15 protein-coding genes and 2 pseudogenes are annotated in these 17,173 nt (G+C 70.2%); 14 read left to right on the top strand and 3 right to left on the bottom strand.

Annotated features, from left to right (window positions below; translation table 11 throughout):
- Window positions 1-50: 50 nt before the first annotated feature.
- Together KBY19_RS26195 and KBY19_RS26190 are read right to left on the bottom strand one after the other, a co-directional pair.
- Window positions 51-722 (bottom strand): response regulator transcription factor, encoded by a 672-nt coding sequence (locus KBY19_RS26195; protein ID WP_019356404.1) that lies wholly within the window; start codon window positions 720-722, stop codon window positions 51-53.
- A 38-nt stretch (window positions 723-760) separates the two neighbouring features.
- Entirely contained in the window at window positions 761-1,651 is an 891-nt protein-coding gene (locus KBY19_RS26190; RefSeq protein ID WP_099878920.1) for a RecB family exonuclease, read from the bottom strand.
- Between the two features lie 144 nt (window positions 1,652-1,795).
- Between KBY19_RS26190 and KBY19_RS26185 the strand changes: the two genes are divergently transcribed.
- The 9 genes and pseudogenes from KBY19_RS26185 (at window position 1,796) to prcA (ending at window position 10,920) form a co-directional block, all read left to right on the top strand.
- A complete protein-coding gene (locus KBY19_RS26185) occupies window positions 1,796-3,082 on the top strand; it encodes a site-2 protease family protein (protein ID WP_099886333.1) in 1,287 nt (428 codons plus the stop codon).
- A 31-nt stretch (window positions 3,083-3,113) separates the two neighbouring features.
- The gene (locus tag KBY19_RS26180; protein ID WP_099878918.1) at window positions 3,114-4,019 is read left to right on the top strand and encodes a tRNA (adenine-N1)-methyltransferase; all 906 of its coding nucleotides are present in this window, start codon (window positions 3,114-3,116) and stop codon (window positions 4,017-4,019) included.
- A gap of 261 nt (window positions 4,020-4,280) precedes the next feature.
- A complete protein-coding gene (locus tag KBY19_RS26175; protein WP_099878916.1) occupies window positions 4,281-4,832 on the top strand; it encodes a hypothetical protein in 552 nt (183 codons plus the stop codon).
- A gap of 274 nt (window positions 4,833-5,106) precedes the next feature.
- A complete protein-coding gene (gene arc, locus KBY19_RS26170) occupies window positions 5,107-6,873 on the top strand; it encodes a proteasome ATPase (protein WP_099878914.1) in 1,767 nt (588 codons plus the stop codon).
- A 231-nt stretch (window positions 6,874-7,104) separates the two neighbouring features.
- Window positions 7,105-8,616: a depupylase/deamidase Dop gene (dop, locus tag KBY19_RS26165; protein ID WP_180289569.1), complete on the top strand. Its 1,512-nt coding sequence runs from the start codon at window positions 7,105-7,107 to the stop codon at window positions 8,614-8,616.
- Window positions 8,617-8,761: 145 nt separating this feature from the next.
- Window positions 8,762-8,980, top strand: a complete 219-nt coding sequence (locus tag KBY19_RS26160; protein WP_185016359.1) for a ubiquitin-like protein Pup — start codon at window positions 8,762-8,764, stop codon at window positions 8,978-8,980.
- A 170-nt stretch (window positions 8,981-9,150) separates the two neighbouring features.
- Window positions 9,151-9,336, top strand: a pseudogene (locus KBY19_RS26155) (endonuclease domain-containing protein); the annotation flags it as partial.
- On the top strand, window positions 9,288-10,133 hold the full coding sequence (prcB, locus tag KBY19_RS26150) for a proteasome subunit beta (protein WP_099878907.1): 846 nt from the start codon (window positions 9,288-9,290) through the stop codon (window positions 10,131-10,133). The pseudogene KBY19_RS26155 and the gene prcB, both read left to right, overlap by 49 nt.
- Before the next feature lie 34 nt (window positions 10,134-10,167).
- Complete coding sequence (gene prcA, locus KBY19_RS26145; protein WP_099878905.1) at window positions 10,168-10,920, top strand: proteasome subunit alpha; 753 nt, start codon at window positions 10,168-10,170, stop codon at window positions 10,918-10,920.
- A gap of 48 nt (window positions 10,921-10,968) precedes the next feature.
- On the opposite strand, the gene KBY19_RS26140 is transcribed toward prcA, so the two are convergent.
- Window positions 10,969-11,994, bottom strand: a complete 1,026-nt coding sequence (locus KBY19_RS26140; protein ID WP_307843626.1) for a LacI family DNA-binding transcriptional regulator — start codon at window positions 11,992-11,994, stop codon at window positions 10,969-10,971.
- A gap of 254 nt (window positions 11,995-12,248) precedes the next feature.
- Here KBY19_RS26140 and KBY19_RS26135 point away from each other — a divergent pair, with 254 nt between their 5' ends.
- From KBY19_RS26135 to KBY19_RS26115, 5 genes and pseudogenes are all read left to right on the top strand, one after another.
- The gene (locus KBY19_RS26135) at window positions 12,249-13,625 is read left to right on the top strand and encodes an MFS transporter (protein ID WP_210966828.1); all 1,377 of its coding nucleotides are present in this window, start codon (window positions 12,249-12,251) and stop codon (window positions 13,623-13,625) included.
- A 15-nt stretch (window positions 13,626-13,640) separates the two neighbouring features.
- Complete coding sequence (gene pafA, locus KBY19_RS26130) at window positions 13,641-15,002, top strand: Pup--protein ligase (RefSeq protein WP_099878900.1); 1,362 nt, start codon at window positions 13,641-13,643, stop codon at window positions 15,000-15,002.
- Window positions 15,003-15,260: 258 nt separating this feature from the next.
- On the top strand, window positions 15,261-16,199 hold the full coding sequence (locus tag KBY19_RS26125; RefSeq protein WP_307842605.1) for an FKBP-type peptidyl-prolyl cis-trans isomerase: 939 nt from the start codon (window positions 15,261-15,263) through the stop codon (window positions 16,197-16,199).
- A 58-nt stretch (window positions 16,200-16,257) separates the two neighbouring features.
- Complete coding sequence (locus KBY19_RS26120; RefSeq protein WP_099878896.1) at window positions 16,258-16,632, top strand: FKBP-type peptidyl-prolyl cis-trans isomerase; 375 nt, start codon at window positions 16,258-16,260, stop codon at window positions 16,630-16,632.
- Between the two features lie 121 nt (window positions 16,633-16,753).
- A pseudogene (locus KBY19_RS26115) lies at window positions 16,754-17,173 on the top strand (WYL domain-containing protein); the annotation flags it as partial.

Below are 17,173 nucleotides of genomic sequence, written 5' to 3'. Positions count from 1 at the left end.
ACGGAGGCGGGACCCCGGCGGAACAGGGGCCGCCGGAACCACCCGTGCGGCTACGCCGAGCCGGGCCGCACCAGTCCGCTCTCGTACGCGTACACCGCGGCCTGCACCCGGTCGCGCAGCCCCAGCTTGGTCAGCACGTGGCCGACATGCGTCTTGACGGTCGTCTCGCTCACGAACAGGTCCGCCGCGATCTCCGCGTTCGACAGCCCCCGCGCCACCAGCTTGAGGACCTCCACCTCACGCTCCGTCAACTGGTGCAGCGTGTCCGGCACCGGCTCCTCGCCCGAGGGCAGCTTGCCCGCGTACTTGTCCAGCAGCCTGCGGGTGATGCTGGGCGCCAGCATCGCCTCGCCCGCCGCCACCACCCGAATGGCCTGCACCAGCTCCCCGGCGGGCGCGTCCTTGAGCAGGAACCCGCTGGCCCCGGCCCGCAGCGCCTCCACCACGTACTCGTCCAGGTCGAAGGTGGTCAGCACCAGCACCTTCGCCGGGCCGTCCTTGGCCGGGCCGGTGATCCGGCGGGTGGCCTCCACCCCGTCCATCCGGGGCATCCGGATGTCCATCAGGACCACGTCCGGCTGCAGCGCCCGCACCTGGTCCAGCGCCTGCAGACCGTCGCCCGCCTCACCGACCACCGCTATGTCCTGCTCGGCTTCCAGGATCATCCGGAAACCGGTGCGCAGCAGCGGCTGATCGTCGACCAGCAGTACGCGGATTGCCACGGGAACTCCTCAGGGGGACGGCAGCGGTCGCCCCATTCTCACTCAGCCCCCGAGGCCGTGGCCCGCTGCCCTTCCGACCCCGGCTCCCGGGGCTCGGGCAGCCGGGGCTGGATCGTCAGCGGATAGGGCGGGGGAGTGCCGCCGAACTCCGGACAGTGCGCCTGGTGGTCGCACCAGTCGCACAGCTTGCTCGGCCTGGGGCGCCAGTCGCCCGTCTCCGTCGCCCGCTCGATCGCGTCCCACAGCGCCAGCAGCTTGCGCTCGGTGGCCTGCAGATCGCGCTCGTCCGGGTCGTAGGTGAGGACGTCACCGCTGCCCAGGAAGACCAGCTGCAGCCGGCGCGGCACCACCCCGCGCAGCCGCCACAGCACCAGGGCGTAGAACTTCATCTGGAACAGCGGGCCCTCGGCGTACTCCGGGCGCGGTGCCTTGCCCGTCTTGTAGTCGACGATCCGCACCTCGCCGGTGGGCGCCACATCCACCCGGTCGATGATCCCGCGCAGCCGCAGCCCCGAGTCCAGCCGCGCCTCCACGAACAGCTCGCGCTCCGCCGGCTCCAACCGGGTGGGGTCCTCCAGGGTGAACCACCGCTCCACCAGCGCCTCGGCGTCGGCCAGCCACTGCGCCAACCGGGCGCCGTCCGAGGTGTCCTCCGCGAACAGCTCGGCCAGCTCCGGGCGCTTGGCCAGCAGCCGCTCCCACTCCCCGGCCACCATGGCGCGCGCCCGCCGTGCGCTGCGCTCGGTGGCCGGGGCGTCGAAGAGTCTCTCCAGCACCGCGTGCACCACCGTCCCCCGGGTGGCGGCGGCAGAGGGCTTCTCCGGCAGTTTGTCGATCACCCGGAAGCGGTAGAGCAGCGGGCACTGCATGAAGTCCCCCGCCCGGGAGGGCGACAGCGAGGTCGGCGGTGTGGCCGCGCTGGTTCTCATGGGGCAAGACCCTACGGCCCACCACTGACAGGGGACACTTACCATCGACGGCAGACCCCCTCGCGTCGGATGATCGCCAACCTGAAGATGATTCGGCAGCCGCGCGGCGCAGCGGGGCCCGAGGGAAGCAGCAGAGGGGAACCCGTGGCGGACGAGGACAACGACGGGAAGCCGCCAGCCGGCGGCTCCGGCGAGGGCAACGGCTCCGACGAGCCGAACCGTCGCCGGCCGGTTCCCCGTAAACCCGTACGCCCCAACCCGCCGGGTGGCGGAATCCTGATGGGGCGTCCCTTCGGGGTCCCCGTCTACGTGGCGCCGTCCTGGTTCCTCGTCGCCATCCTGATCACCTGGGTCTTCGGTGGCCAGCTCGATCGCGTGCTGCCCCATCTGGGTGTCGTCCGCTATCTGATCGCGCTCTTCTTCGCCGTCGCCTTCTACGCCTCCGTCCTCGTCCACGAGCTGGCGCACACGGTGGCCGCGCTCCGCTTCAAGCTGCCGGTGCGCCGCATCCAGCTGCAGTTCTTCGGCGGCGTCTCCGAGATCGAGAAGGAGTCCGAGACCCCGGGGCGCGAGTTCGTCCTCGCCTTCGTGGGACCGCTGCTCTCCCTGGCCCTGGCCGGTGTCTTCTACGGCGCCATGCGCGCGGTGGAACCCCGCAGCGTCCCCGGTGTGCTGCTGGCCGGGCTGATGGTCTCCAACCTCCTGGTCGCGGCCTTCAACCTGCTGCCCGGCCTCCCGTTGGACGGCGGCCGGATGCTGCGCGCCGTCATCTGGAAGATCACCGGCAAGCCGATGACCGGCACTGTCGCCGCCGCCTGGATCGGCCGGGCGCTGGCCGTCACCGTGCTGATCGGCCTTCCCCTGGCCACCCACGCGGGCGGCCTGGCCAGGGACGGCGTCAGCGGTACGGACTCCCTCACCGACGCGCTGCTCGCCGCGATCCTGGCCGCCATCATCTGGACCGGGGCCGGCAACAGCCTGCGGATGGCCAGGCTGCGCGAGCGCCTCCCCGAGTTGCGCGCCCGCACGCTGACCCGGCGCGCGGTCCCGGTGGAGACGGACACCCCGCTGTCCGAGGCGCTGCGCCGGGCCAACGCCGCGGGCGCCCGCGGGCTGGTCGTCGTCGACGGCAAGGGCGACCCGCTCTCGCTGGTGCGGGAGACGGCCATCGCCTCGGTCCCCGAGCACCGCCGCCCCTGGGTCGCGGTCAGTACCCTCGCGCAGGACCTCAAGGAGGGCATGCGGGTCCCCGCCGAGCTGGCCGGGGAGGACCTGCTGGAGTGGCTGCGCGCCACCCCCGCCACCGAGTACCTGGTGGTGGAGGACACCGGCGAGATCTACGGGGTGCTGTCCACCGCCGATGTCGAGCGCGCGTTCGTGGAGGCCATGGCCAAGCGCCCGGACCAGGACGGCAGCAGGCCCGGCGGCTAACCGCACCCTGCGGACCGGCTAGGCTGTGCGTATGTCCGAACCGACCGGTGCCGCCCGCCGTCGCGGGCCCTTCAAGGTCGGGGACCAGGTCCAGCTCACCGACCCCAAGGGACGCCACTACACGATCACCCTCGAAGAGGGAAAGAGCTTCCACACCCACAAGGGAGCCTTCCCCCATGACGAGCTGATCGGTGCGCCCGAGGGGAGTGTCGTCCGTACCACCGGAAACGTCGCCTACCTCGCGCTGCGTCCACTGCTCCCCGACTATGTCCTGTCCATGCCGCGGGGAGCCGCCGTCGTCTATCCCAAGGACGCCGGACAGGTGCTCGCCATGGCCGATATCTTTCCGGGCGCGCGCGTCGTCGAGGCGGGGGTCGGCTCCGGCTCGCTGAGCACCTTCCTGCTCCGCGCCATCGGCGACCAGGGCATGCTCCACTCCTATGAGCGCCGCGCCGATTTCGCCGAGATCGCCCAGCAGAACGTGGAGCGCTACTTCGGCAGCCCCCACCCGGCCTGGACGCTCACCGTCGGTGACCTCCAGGACAACCTCAGCGACCCCGACGTGGACCGCGTCATCCTCGACATGCTCGCGCCCTGGGAGTGTCTGGAGGCCGTCTCCAAGGCGCTGGTACCCGGTGGCATCCTGTGCGCCTATGTCGCCACCACCACGCAGATGGCGCGCATGGTCGAGTCGATCCGCGAGTTCGGGACGTTCAACGAGCCGCAGGCCTGGGAGACGATGGTGCGCAACTGGCACATCGAGGGCCTCGCCGTCCGGCCCGACCATCGGATGATCGGCCACACCGGCTTCCTGCTCACGGCCCGTCGGCTGGCCGACGGCGTCGAGCCGCCCCTCCGCCGGCGCCGCCCGGCCAAGGGCGCGTACGGGGAGGACTACACCGGCCCCGGCAGCCAGTCCGGCGGCGGCCGGGCCTAGGCGGGCGGCGCCCGGCCTCCCCTTCTCGGCTGTTCCGGCCGAGGGGCTGCCCCCTGGAGCAGGGTGGGCAAGCGCAGCCCGCATGCCGGGTACGTGAGAGGTCCCGTGCAAGGCCCGGGACCCGAACCGGCGTGCTGGGCTGCGGCGTTGGCGCGGGGGAGGGGCCCGGGAGAAGGGGACCCCGCCGTTCCGCGGCGGTGTGACGTATGGCACGATGCGGAGCACCTCCTCCGCCGTCTCGTCCGCCAGGAGTCACCCCGAGTGACGGAACTGCCGCACACCCGCACCCGTGCCGTCCACTGGCTCGCCACTGCCGCAGCCCTCGCCGCCGTACTCGGCGGCACCACGCTGCTCCAGCCCGCCACCGCCACCACGGCCCCCGAGGCCCCGGGCCGAGCGCCGGACCCGGCACAGGCCCGCTACCCGCTGGACTGCGGCCCGGCCGGCGCCGGGATCGACGTACTCGACAAGGCCGCGGCGGACTTCGACGGCGACAGCGCGGTGGAGACCGTCGCGGTCGTCCGCTGCCGGGCGCACGGGGGCACTCCGCCCAGCGCGGTCTTCGTGCTCTCCGGCCCCGCCGAGGACCGCCGGCCGCGGATCGCCGCCACCCTCGTCGAGCAGCGGGAGGGCATGTCGGTCCGGGACCTCGCCGTGCGGGGCACCACCATCTCCGCGACCCTCCTCGGCTACTCCTCCGCCGATGTGCCCCGCTGCTGTCCCGACAAGCGGCGCACGGTCAAGTGGGAGTGGCGCGAGGGGAAGTTCGCCCTCCGTCCGGGCCCGGTGGCCGGCGGCGGCGTCAGCGTCTGACGGGCCCTCCTGCGGCACCGGGCGAAGCCGCCGTCTCAAGTCCCGCTCGGGCCGAAATAGTGCGGCCCTTGAAGGGTGTTGAACGTCTCGACACTGCAACCGGTCACATACCCGTCGCTTTCAGATGGTTGTGGGTGGGTATTCCCAGTCCTGAGGGAGTGCGCAAGGGTGAAGATCGGACACACCCCGACCGTCTTTGTGATCTAGGGGTTTCAACCCGCACCGGCCCAGGTAGGGTCGAAGCGTCCAGCTCCCCCTGGAGGAGGTGAGGACCGTGGCAGCCCACGACGACGACACCAACCGCGGCATCCGGCCCGGTCGGGGTTCCGAAGACCCGTCCGGCCAGATCGCCTACCTTGAGCAGGAAATCGCCGTCCTGCGCCGCAAGCTCGCCGACTCTCCGCGGCACACTCGTATTCTCGAGGAGCGGATCGTCGAGCTGCAGACCAACCTGGCCGGCGTGTCCGCCCAGAACGAGCGGCTCTCCAACACGCTCCGCGAGGCACGTGACCAGATCGTCGCCCTCAAGGAAGAGGTCGACAGGCTCGCCCAGCCGCCGGCGGGCTTCGGAGTCTTCCTGCAGGCCAACGAGGACGACACGGCCGACATCTTCACCGGAGGCCGCAAGCTGAGGGTGAACGTCAGCCCCAATGTCGACCTGCAGTCCCTGCAGCGCGGCCAAGAGCTCATGCTGAACGAGGCGCTCAACGTGGTCGAGGCCATGGAGTTCGAGCGCGCGGGTGACATCGTCACCCTCAAGGAAGTGCTCGACGACGGAGAGCGAGCGCTGGTCGTCGGCCACACCGACGAGGAGCGGGTCGTACGTCTCGCCGAGCCGCTGCTGAACACCACACTGCGGGCCGGGGACGCACTGCTGCTGGAGAGCCGCTCCGGCTACGTCTTCGAGGTCGTACCCAAGAGCGAGGTCGAGGAACTGGTCCTCGAAGAGGTCCCCGACATCGACTACACCAAGATCGGTGGCCTCACCGGACAGATCGAGCAGATCAGAGACGCCGTCGAGCTCCCGTATCTGTACCCGGACCTCTTCCGGGAGCACGAACTGCGCCCGCCCAAGGGTGTCCTGCTCTACGGCCCGCCCGGCTGCGGCAAGACGCTCATCGCCAAGGCGGTGGCCAACTCGCTCGCCAAGAAGGTCGCCGAGGTCACCGGCAAGCCCCAGGGGAAGAGCTACTTCCTCAACATCAAGGGCCCCGAGCTGCTCAACAAGTACGTGGGTGAGACCGAGCGGCACATCCGGCTCGTCTTCCAGCGGGCCCGGGAGAAGGCCAGCGAGGGCACGCCCGTCATCGTCTTCTTCGACGAGATGGACTCGCTCTTCCGCACCCGTGGCTCCGGCGTGAGCTCGGACGTGGAGAACACCATCGTCCCGCAGCTGCTCTCGGAGATCGACGGTGTGGAGGGCCTGGAGAACGTCATCGTCATCGGCGCCTCGAACCGCGAGGACATGATCGACCCGGCGATCCTGCGTCCCGGCCGGCTGGACGTGAAGATCAAGATCGAGCGCCCGGACGCCGAGGCCGCCAAGGACATCTTCTCCAAGTACCTCACCCCGAACCTGCCGCTCCACGCGGACGACGTCGCCGAGCACGGCGGCAACCTGGAGGCCGCCTGCGACGCCATGATCCAGTCGGTCGTGGAGCAGATGTACGCGGAGTCGGAGGAGAACCGCTTCCTGGAGGTCACCTACGCCAACGGTGACAAGGAAGTCCTCTACTTCAAGGACTTCAACTCCGGCGCGATGATCGAGAACATCGTCGGCCGTGCCAAGAAGATGGCCATCAAGGCGTATCTGGACCACAACCAGAAGGGCCTGCGCGTCTCCCATCTGCTGTCGGCCTGCGTGGACGAGTTCAAGGAGAACGAGGACCTGCCCAACACCACCAACCCGGACGACTGGGCCCGCATCTCCGGCAAGAAGGGCGAGCGGATCGTCTACATCCGCACCCTCGTCACCGGAAAGCAGGGTGCGGACACCGGCCGGTCCATCGACACCGTCGCCAACACCGGTCAGTACCTGTAACGAGGACCGATTCCGGCTGCGGGTCCCCGCCCGGGGTACCCGCAGCCGGATCGTTTCCCGGAGCGTCAAGGAAGTCCGCAGAGTGATCTCCCCACTCCCCTCCGTGCGTCATAGGCTCTGCCCTACCGCCGCGACGCGCAGTGCGCAGGAGGGGGCCGCACACGGGACGGATGCGCAGCGGGACTTGAACGGTGGTCCACCGGCGGGCCGCCGTCAGGCAAGGAGGGAAGCATGACCGTACGGCGCGTAATGGGCATCGAGACCGAGTACGGCATTTCCGTGCCCGGCCACCCCAACGCCAATGCCATGCTCACCTCGTCCCAGGTCGTCAATGCCTATGCGGCGGCGATGCACCGGGCGCGCCGCGCCCGCTGGGACTTCGAGGAGGAGAACCCGCTGCGGGACGCCCGCGGCTTCGATCTGGCTCGCGAGTCGGCCGACGCCAGCCAGCTGACGGACGAGGACATCGGCCTGGCCAACGTCATCCTCACCAACGGAGCCCGGCTCTACGTCGACCACGCCCACCCGGAGTACAGCGCCCCGGAGGTCACCAACCCGCGGGACGCCGTGCTGTGGGACAAGGCGGGCGAGCGGATCATGGCCGAGGCCGCCGAGCGCGCGGCCGAGGTCCCCGGCACCAGCCCGATCCACCTCTACAAGAACAACACCGACAACAAGGGCGCCTCCTACGGCACGCACGAGAACTATCTGATGAAACGGGAGACCCCGTTCTCGGAGATCGTGCGGCATCTGACCCCGTTCTTCATCTCCCGGCAGGTCGTGTGCGGAGCCGGACGGGTGGGCCTGGGGCAGGACGGCAGCGAGCACGGCTTCCAGCTCAGTCAGCGCGCCGACTACTTCGAGGTCGAGGTCGGGCTCGAGACCACGCTCAAACGGCCGATCATCAACACCCGCGACGAGCCGCACGCGGACGCCGAGAAGTACCGGCGACTGCATGTGATCATCGGGGACGCCAACCTCTCGGAGGTCTCCACCTACCTCAAGCTGGGCACGACCTCGCTGGTGCTGTCCATGATCGAGGACGGCTTCATCGCCGTCGACCTCGCCGTCGACCAGCCCGTACGCACCCTGCACCAGGTCTCGCACGACCCCACACTCGAACGGCTGATCACCCTTCGTAACGGCCGCACCCTCACGGCGGTACAGCTCCAGATGGAGTACTACGAGCTGGCCCGCAAGTACGTCGAGGAGCGCTGGGGCGCCGACGCGGACGACCAGACCCGGGATGTGCTGGCCCGCTGGGAGGACGTGCTGGGCAGGCTGGAGCGCGACCCCATGAGCCTGGCGGGGGAGCTGGACTGGGTCGCCAAGCGGGAGCTGATGGAGGGCTACCGCCGCCGTGACGGGGTCGACTGGGACGCCCCCAGGCTGCATCTGGTGGACCTGCAGTACGCGGACGTACGCCCCGACAAGGGCCTGTACAACCGTCTGGTCTCCCGCGGCAGCATGCAGCGGCTGCTGTCCGAGGAAGAGGTCAAGGAGGCCGCCTTCAAGCCTCCGGAGGACACCCGCGCCTACTTCCGCGGCCGCTGCCTGGAGCAGTACGCCGACGACGTGGCGGCCGCCTCCTGGGACTCGGTCATCTTCGACCTCCCCGGCCGTGACTCCCTGCAACGGGTGCCCACGCTGGAACCGCTGCGGGGTACCCGCAACCACGTCAAGGAGCTGCTGGACCGCTGCCGCACCGCGGAAGAGCTGGTGAAGGTGCTTTCGGGCGGCTGAATCGCGGCTATTCGGTCCGTGGTCCGGGAATCATCGAGGTGGTTGTCGGACGTTGTAACAACGAAGGAGCCGATGTCAGTCCCTGCTTGTAGGGTCTGATCTTGTACGTTCCGCGTACACCACCGAACCGAGCGGGGTGAGGGAAATGGCGACCAAGGACACCGGCGGCGGACAGCAGAAGTCCACGCGCCACACCGAGGAGACCGAGGAGCAGACCGAGGAAGCGCAGGTCTCCGAGGACCTCAAGGAGCGGCAGGAGGCGCTCTCGGACGACGTGGACTCGGTGCTGGACGAGATCGACGACGTACTCGAGGAGAACGCAGAGGACTTCGTGCGCTCCTTCGTTCAGAAGGGTGGACAGTAGTCCACACTCTTGAACGAGTGACCGTGAACGAGGGGGAGTCGAAGCGATGAACCGCGTCGGGGAGCGGCCAGACATGCTCCTCGACGTCCGGTTCGGCATCCGTCCGACCCGTCCCGGGTCCGCAGGAACGTGCGGCACCGGCAGTCCGCGGAACGCAGAACGCGGAACCGGCCGAGCAGGTGGACCACGATCATGAGACGGGTAGGGTCCGGGGCGTACCGTACTCCAGCCGGGACGCCGCGCTGGGGAAGTTCAAGGACCGGGCGGGCGTCCTGGGACGTGCCGCCGCCTACGTGGAAGGAAACGTGTGGAAGCCGAAACTCGTAGCACGGGGCGTCTACCTGCTGCCTTCCTGACGCCAGGGTCGTCGTCCTTCATGGATTTCCTGTCCGACCACGCTCCGGAGCAGCTGCCGGGCAGCCGGCCGCTGCCCCCCGTGGAGGGTGCCGTGCAGGCCCCGCACGGAACCACGATCGTGGCCGCGACCTTCGCCGGGGGCGTGGTGCTGGCCGGGGACCGGCGGGCGACGATGGGCAACGTCATCGCGCAGCGGGACATCGAGAAGGTGTTTCCCGCCGACGAGCACTCCGCCGTGGGGATCGCGGGCACCGCGGGCCTGGCGGTGGAGATGGTGAAGCTGTTCCAGCTGGAGCTGGAGCACTTCGAGAAGGTGGAGGGCTCCACCCTCTCCCTGGAGGGCAAGGCCAACCGCCTCTCCACGATGATCCGCGGCAATCTGGGCATGGCGATGCAGGGCCTCGCGGTGGTCCCGCTGTTCGCCGGGTTCGACCTGGACCGCGGCAAGGGCCGGATCTTCTCCTACGACGTGACGGGCGGCCGCTCCGAGGAGCCGGGCTTCGCCGGGGTCGGCTCCGGCTCGGTCTTCGCCCGCGGCTCGCTCAAGAAGCTCTACCGCGACGAGATGACCGAGGAGCAGGCCGCCACCGTGGTCCTCCAGGCGCTGTACGACGCCGCGGACGACGACTCGGCCACCGGCGGCCCCGATATGACGCGCCGGATCTACCCGGTCGTCGTGGCGATCACCGAGGACGGTTACCGCAGGCTGAGCGAGGAGGAGGTCTCCGGGCTGGCGCAGACGGTGCACGACGGCCGCCTCCGGCTGCCCAACGGGCCGCAGGCCCCCGTCTCCTAGAGCACTCATTCGGACAGGAAGGGACGGATAGCCGGTGTCGACGCCGTTCTATGTGTCACCCCAGCAGGCAATGGCGGACCGCGCCGAGTATGCCCGCAAGGGCATCGCGCGCGGGCGCAGCGTGGTCGTGTTGCAGTACGCGGACGGCATCGTTTTCGTCGCCGAGAACCCCTCTCGGGCACTGCACAAGGTCAGCGAGATCTACGACCGGATCGCTTTCGCCGCGGTCGGCAAGTACAACGAGTTCGAGAACCTGCGCATCGGCGGTGTCCGCTACGCCGACCTGCGCGGCTACACCTACGACCGCGAGGACGTCACGGCGCGTGGGCTCGCCAACGTCTACGCCCAGACGCTGGGCACCATCTTCTCCGCGAACGCGGAGAAGCCCTACGAGGTCGAGCTGATCGTCGCCGAGGTGGGACCGGCCCCCGAGGACGACCAGATCTACCGGCTGCCGCACGACGGTTCCATCGTGGACGAGCACGGCTCGGTCGCGGTCGGCGGCAACTCGGATCAGATCGGCAGCTACATGGACCAGCGGCACCGGGAGGGAATGTCGCTGGGCGAGGCGCTGAAACTGGCCGTCGAGGCGCTCAAGCGGGACACCAACGGCAGCGAACGGTCGCTGGACGCCGAGCAGTTGGAAGTTGCCGTGCTGGACCGCGAACGCCCCCAGCGCCGCAAGTTCAAGCGTGTCCCGGCCGGCCAGGTGGCCCGCCTCCTGGAGGAGACCCCGGCTCCGGAGAGCACGGAGGGCGACAGCGAGGGCGGCGACGAGGACAAATAGGCCCCGGACCCGGCCCGCGGCCCCGCCAGGAGGCCGCGGGCCCGGGGCCTAGGGGGAGGGGGAGCCGCGGAGGCCGGGAGAGGGGCAGGGGCCGGTCGACCCGCGTGCCACCAACCGCACCGGCAGCCGCACCGCCTCCACCCGCCGGCCCTCCAGGACGGACAGCAGGGCGTGCATGCCCGCCGCCCCCACCCGCTCGGCGGGCAGCCGAACGGTCGTCAACTCCGGCTCAACCGCCGTGGCCAGCGCGACATCGTCGATCCCGGTCACCGACACATCCTGCGGGACCCGCAGCCCGAGCCGCCGTGCGGCCTTCAGGGCGCCGACCGCGAGCAGATCGTCATCGCACACCAGTGCGGTCGGCCCCTGTTCGGGGGCTTCGGCGGCACCGGCCTTCCCGGCCGTGGCCAGTATCCGCGTCGCCGCCTCCAAGCCGCCCGCCACGCTCAACGGGCTCCGCTCGGTGCGCACCAGCGTGGCTCCGCATGCCCGCAGCTGATCGCGCAGCGCCCGCGCCCGTACCTCGAACGTCCAGGAGTCCACGTCGGCCGCGACATGCGCGATCCGGCGGTGGCCCAGCTCCCGCAGATGGGCCACCACCTGCCGCATGCCGTCGGCGAGATCGACGTTGACGGTGGCGTCACAGGCGCCCTCGTCGCTGTCCAGCATCACCAGGGGCAGTCCCTCGCCGCGCAGCGCCGCGAGGGCTTCGGGGGCCATCGAGGAGGCGATGACGCCGTCGAGCGCGGTACGCGCCGAGGCGAAGGGGTCGGGAGCCGCGGTGATGCCTTCGGGTGAGGGATAGAGGACGACTCCGAAGTCGTGCGCCCCGGCGACCTCGACGGCTCCCCGGTGGACGGTGGCGAAGAAGTCGTTGGTCAGCGCGGGAACGACCAGCAGCGCGGTGCGGGTACGGCCGAGGCGCAGGGTGCGGGCCGCGAGGTTGGGCCGGTAGCCGAGCTCCCGGGCCGCGGCGCGGACGGACTCGGCGGTGCGTGCCGAGACCCTGCCCTGCCATTTGCCGCCGAGCACCAGCGAGACGGTGGCCTGTGAGACGCCCGCCGCACCGGCCACGTCATGGCCGGTGGGCCGGGTACGGCCCCGGTTCGCGGTGTCCCGGCCCGGGGCGCCGCCGCTGTTTCCGGTGCCGTTCCCGCCGCCGTTGTCTCCGGTGTCGCTGCTGTTTCCGGTGCCGCGGTCGTCGCCGCCACGGTTCCCGTTGGCTGACGCGTGCTGTTCTGGCACGGATAACTCCTTCACCGCCGCTGCCTTGGCATGGTACGTATGACCAAGCCGTTATACGTAAAACTGAGGGAGGGGTGGGGCGGATGGCGACGGGCTACGCCGAACTGCTGCGGGCCAGACACGCGATGCGCCTGCTGGCGGGCACGCTGGTGGGCAGGCTGCCGAACGCCACGGGGCCGATCGCCATCGCGCTGTTCATCCGCGCCGAGGGCGGCAGCATGACGCTGGCGGGCGCCCTCTCGGCGATCTACGGCCTCGCCACCGCGTTCGGCCAGCCGATGCTGGGCCGGCTGGTGGACCTGTACGGGCAGCCACGGGTGATGCTGCCGGCCGCCGTGGTCTCCGCCGCGGGCGCGGCCACACTGGCGCTGGCGGGCATCGGCTCGCTGCCGCTGGGCTTTGCGTGCGTGCTGGTCTTCGGCCTGTTCACCCCGCCGCTGGAGGGCGGGCTGCGGGCGCTGTGGCCCAGCGTGCTGCGGCGCGAGGAGCAGGTGCACAGCGCTTACGCGCTGGACGCCGTCGCCCAGGAGGTGATGTTCGCGGCCGGGCCACTGCTGGTGACGCTGCTGGTCGCCGGGTGGAGCGAGGCGGCGGCGCTGCTGGTGGTCAACCTGCTGGGGGTGCTGGGCGCCCTCTCGGTGGTCGTCTCGCCGCCGTCCCGCCGCTGGCGCTCCTCGCCCCGGAAGCCGCACTGGCTGGGCGCGCTGCGCTCGCCGGGCCTGAAGGTGCTGCTGGCCTCGTTCTTCTTCGTGGGGCTGGCGCTGGGCACCTTCGCGCTGGCCGCGGTCTCCTACGCCGACGACCACGACAACAAGCTGATCTCCACCTATCTGCTGGCGGCGCAGGGCACCGGAGCCCTGGTGGGCGGGGTCGGCTACGGGGCGCGGGGCTGGCCCGGCAGCCACGAGGGGCGGCTTCGGGTGCTGGTGGGCCTGTTCGCCGCGGGCAACCTGCCACTGGCCCTGGTGCCGGACGTCCCGGTGATGGTGGTGTTCGGCGGGCTGTCCGGGCTCTTCCTGGCCCCGGCCCTGGCGTGTGCCTTCGTGGTCGTGGACCGGCACGCCCCGTCGGGGACGGTGACCGAGGCGTTCTCCTGGCTGGTGACGACGTTCGGTGTGGGGGCCGCCGCGGGTACGGCGGCGGTGGGCTCGGTCATCGAGTGGGGCGGTACGGGAACGGGGTTCGGTCTGGCCGGAGCCGGCGGTCTGGCGGCGCTCGCCGTGATCGTGGCGGCGCGGCGGTTCCTGGCACCCCCCGACGGTCCCTCGCGGGGCGAGGTGGTGGCGGGTTCGGCGGCGCCCGCGGCCGGATCCGTGGCCGCCGCGACGCCTTCCGCGAGCGCGGGGAGCGAGCCCCGGCCGGACCTTCCGCGCACCGGAACCGAACGTCGGAAACCTCTGCCAGGTGCGGAGACTGATCGGAACGGCTGCCCCGAACCCGGTTTCAGATCCTCCACGTAGGCGTAATGTTCAGGCATGGACCGCCGAATCTTCGGGCTGGAGAACGAGTACGGCGTCACGTGTACGTTCCGGGGCCAGCGCCGGCTGTCCCCCGACGAGGTGGCGCGGTACCTCTTCCGCCGTGTTGTGTCATGGGGCCGCAGCAGCAATGTGTTTCTGCGGAACGGCGCGCGCCTTTATCTGGACGTGGGCTCGCACCCGGAGTACGCCACTCCGGAATGCGACAGCGTGACCGAGCTGGTCACTCACGACAAGTCGGGTGAGCGCATTCTCGAGGGCCTCCTTGTCGACGCGGAACGTCGCCTGCACGAGGAGGGCATCGCGGGCGACGTCTATCTCTTCAAGAACAACACCGACTCGGCCGGAAACTCCTACGGCTGTCACGAGAACTACCTCGTGGCCCGGCACGGGGAGTTCTCCCGACTGGCGGACGTACTCATTCCGTTCCTGGTGACCCGGCAGCTGGTGTGCGGCGCGGGCAAGGTGCTGCAGACCCCGCGCGGCGCCGTCTACTGCGTCAGCCAGCGTGCCGAGCACATCTGGGAGGGCGTCAGCTCCGCGACGACACGCTCGCGCCCCATCATCAACACCCGGGACGAGCCGCACGCGGACGCCGAGCGGTACCGCAGGCTGCACGTCATCGTCGGCGACTCCAACATGTCGGAGACGACGATGCTGCTCAAGGTCGGCGCCACCGACCTGGTGCTGCGTATGATCGAGGCGGGGACGGTGATGCGGGACCTGACGCTGGAGAACCCGATCCGGGCGATCCGCGAGGTCAGCCACGACATCACGGGCCAGCGCAAGGTGCGGCTGGCCAGCGGCCGGGAGGCCTCCGCGCTGGAGGTCCAGCAGGAGTACTTCGACAAGGCGCTGGACTTCTGCGACCGGCGCGGCATCCGCACCGGGCGGGTCGAACAGGTGCTGGAGCTGTGGGGGCGGGCCCTGGAGGCGGTGCGCACCCAGGAGCTGGACAAGATCAACACCGAGATCGACTGGGTGATGAAGTACCAGCTCATCGAGCGGTACCGGAACAAGAACAACATCACGATGTCGCACCCGAGGATCGCTCAGATAGACCTCGCTTACCACGACATCCACCGCCGCCGCGGTCTCTACTACCTGTTGGAGCGCAGCGGCAGGGCGGCCCGTATCTGCAACGATGTCAAGATCTTCGAGGGCAAGTCGGTGCCGCCGCAGACCACCAGGGCCCGGCTGCGCGGCGACTTCATCCGCCGCGCCCAGGAACAGCGCCGGGACTTCACCGTCGACTGGGTGCACCTCAAGCTGAACGACCAGGCGCAGCGCACGGTGCTGTGCAAGGATCCGTTCCGCTCGGTGGACGAGCGGGTGGAGAAGCTGATCGCGGGAATGTGAGCGCGGGGGTGCCACCGGCGCCCCGCCGCGGCGGCACACAGCTGTGCGGAGGGCGGTCCCGAGCTTCCGGGGCCGCCCTCCGCGGCGTCCGTCAGCGTGAGTTGACCGGTGCCGGGCGGCTTTCGTGTCGTGCGCGTCGGGCCTCTCGTTGCTGGGTCGTAGGCTGTCATGACCGCAGGACCATCCCTATACCCGCGAGTGGGACACATGTTGTATATCTCCGGGGGCCCGTCCCCCCGTACCCCCCGAGCCTTCCGGGTGCCGCGCAGTCGCAGCGCGCGCCGTATCGCCGCGCTGCTGGCCGTTCCGCTGCTCGCCGCCTCCGCGGTGGCCTGCGGCGGCGAGGACGGCTCGTCCGACGCCAAGGGCAGCCCCCCGGCGGTGAGCGGATCCTGGGGCAAGAAGCCCAAGATCGAAAAGGGCGAGGGCGACCCGCCCTCCGAGCTCAAGACGAAGGTGCTCAAGCGCGGCGACGGGCAGAAGGTGCAGAAGGGCGACGCGGTCAGCGCGCACTACGTGGGCCAGCTGTGGAACGGCAAGGAGTTCGACAGCAGCTGGAAGCGGAAGACGCCCGCCACCTTCCAGATCGGGACCGGCAAGGTCATCAAGGGCTGGGACGAGGCGCTGGTCGGCAAGAAGACCGGCAGCCGCGTCGAGATCGTCGCCCCGCCGGACAAGGGATACGGCAAGAAGGGGCAGCCGCCGACGATTCCCGGCAACTCCACGCTGGTCTTCGTCGTCGACCTGGAGAAGATCGCCCCGAGCAAGATCGACGGCAAGCCGGTGGACAAGCCGCAGAACCCGCAGCTGCCCAAGGTGAGCACCAAGGTCGAGAAGAACAAGGCCCCCTCGGTCCAGATGCCCAAGGGCAAGGACTCGGCCCCCGACCAGTTGCTGAGCGAAACCGTTGTCCAGGGCGACGGCAAGAAGAAGGTCGGTGCGGACAGCACCATCCTGACCCACTTCACCGCCAAGGCCTGGAAGGGCGGCAAGCAGTTGGACGACACCTGGGCGCAGAACGGTGCGCCGCAGGAGATCCCCGTCGCCCAGATCCCGGGCTGGAAGGAAGGGCTCAAGGGGGCCCAGGCCGGCAGCCGCGTGGTGATCTCGGTGCCGCAGGACGAGTTCCCCAAGGAGCAGCGGAAGCAGTTCAAGGACGGGGTCGTCTTCTCGGTGGACGTGCTCGACGTGAAGTGACCGCTTCCGTGGCAGACTGGCGCGGTTGTCCCGCAGATACGTTCGTAGGAGCAATTTCGTGAGCATCGACAAGCCCGAGGTCGACTTCCCCGAGGGCGAGCCGCCGTCCGACCTGGAGATCCAGGACCTGTGGGAGGGCGACGGGCCCGAGGCCAAGGCCGGGGACAACGTCTCCGTGCACTACGTGGGCGTCTCCTTCTCCACGGGTGAGGAGTTCGACGCCAGCTGGAACCGCGGCAAGCCGCTCCAGTTCCAGCTCGGCGCCGGCCAGGTCATCGAGGGCTGGGACAAGGGCGTTCAGGGCATGAAGGTCGGCGGCCGCCGCCGGCTGACCATCCCCTCGCACCTCGCCTACGGTGAGCGCGGCGCGGGTGGCGGTCGGATCAAGCCCAACGAGACGCTGATCTTCGTCTGCGACCTCATCGCGGTCTGACGGCCGCATATCACATCCAACGGGAGCCCCGCCCACCGCGGGGCTCCCGGCTTTTGCCTCCCGCCGCGCCGGCGGTACGGTCGAGGGCCCAGAACAGCATGAGAGAGGGCACGAGGAACTCATGGCGATCGCCAAGGCCGAGCGGCTGATGAATCTGGCTCTGTGCCTGCTGGGGGCCCGCCGCCCGCTCACCAAGCGCGAGCTGCGCGCGTCGATCGAGGCCTATGTCGAGGCGTACGGCTCGGGAGAGGCAGCGGCGTACGGCTCGGGAGAGGCAGCGGCGTACGGCTCGGGAGAGGCAGCGGCCTACGGCTCGCCGGAGGCGTCCCCGTCCGGTTCGGGGGAGGCGGCCGCGGCCTACGGCCCGGCGGCGGGTTCCACCGGCACCGAGGAGTCCTTCAGCCGGATGTTCGAGCGGGACAAGGACGACCTGCGCGAGCTGGGGCTCGTCATCGACACCGTCGAGAACCTCGACGGGGAGACCGCCTATGTCGCCCGCCGCGACAGCAACCGCCTTCCGCCCATCACCCTGGACGCCGCC

This window comes from Streptomyces sp. B15 (assembly GCF_018070605.1).
In the GTDB taxonomy this organism is placed as follows: Bacteria; Actinomycetota; Actinomycetes; order Streptomycetales; family Streptomycetaceae; genus Streptomyces; species Streptomyces smyrnaeus.
This window is presented reverse-complemented; position numbering and strand designations above follow the sequence as displayed.

Bases quoted from the DNA above. Each gene is read 5' to 3' on its own strand.
- KBY19_RS26190 (WP_099878920.1), bottom strand. From the start codon at position 1,651: ATGAGAACCAGCGCGGCCACACCGCCGACCTCGCTGTCGCCCTCCCGG.
- KBY19_RS26180 (WP_099878918.1), top strand. From the start codon at position 3,114: ATGTCCGAACCGACCGGTGCCGCCCGCCGTCGCGGGCCCTTCAAGGTC.
- dop (WP_180289569.1), top strand. From the start codon at position 7,105: ATGACCGTACGGCGCGTAATGGGCATCGAGACCGAGTACGGCATTTCC.
- KBY19_RS26160 (WP_185016359.1), top strand. From the start codon at position 8,762: ATGGCGACCAAGGACACCGGCGGCGGACAGCAGAAGTCCACGCGCCAC.
- KBY19_RS26135 (WP_210966828.1), top strand. From the start codon at position 12,249: ATGGCGACGGGCTACGCCGAACTGCTGCGGGCCAGACACGCGATGCGC.
- pafA (WP_099878900.1), top strand. From the start codon at position 13,641: ATGGACCGCCGAATCTTCGGGCTGGAGAACGAGTACGGCGTCACGTGT.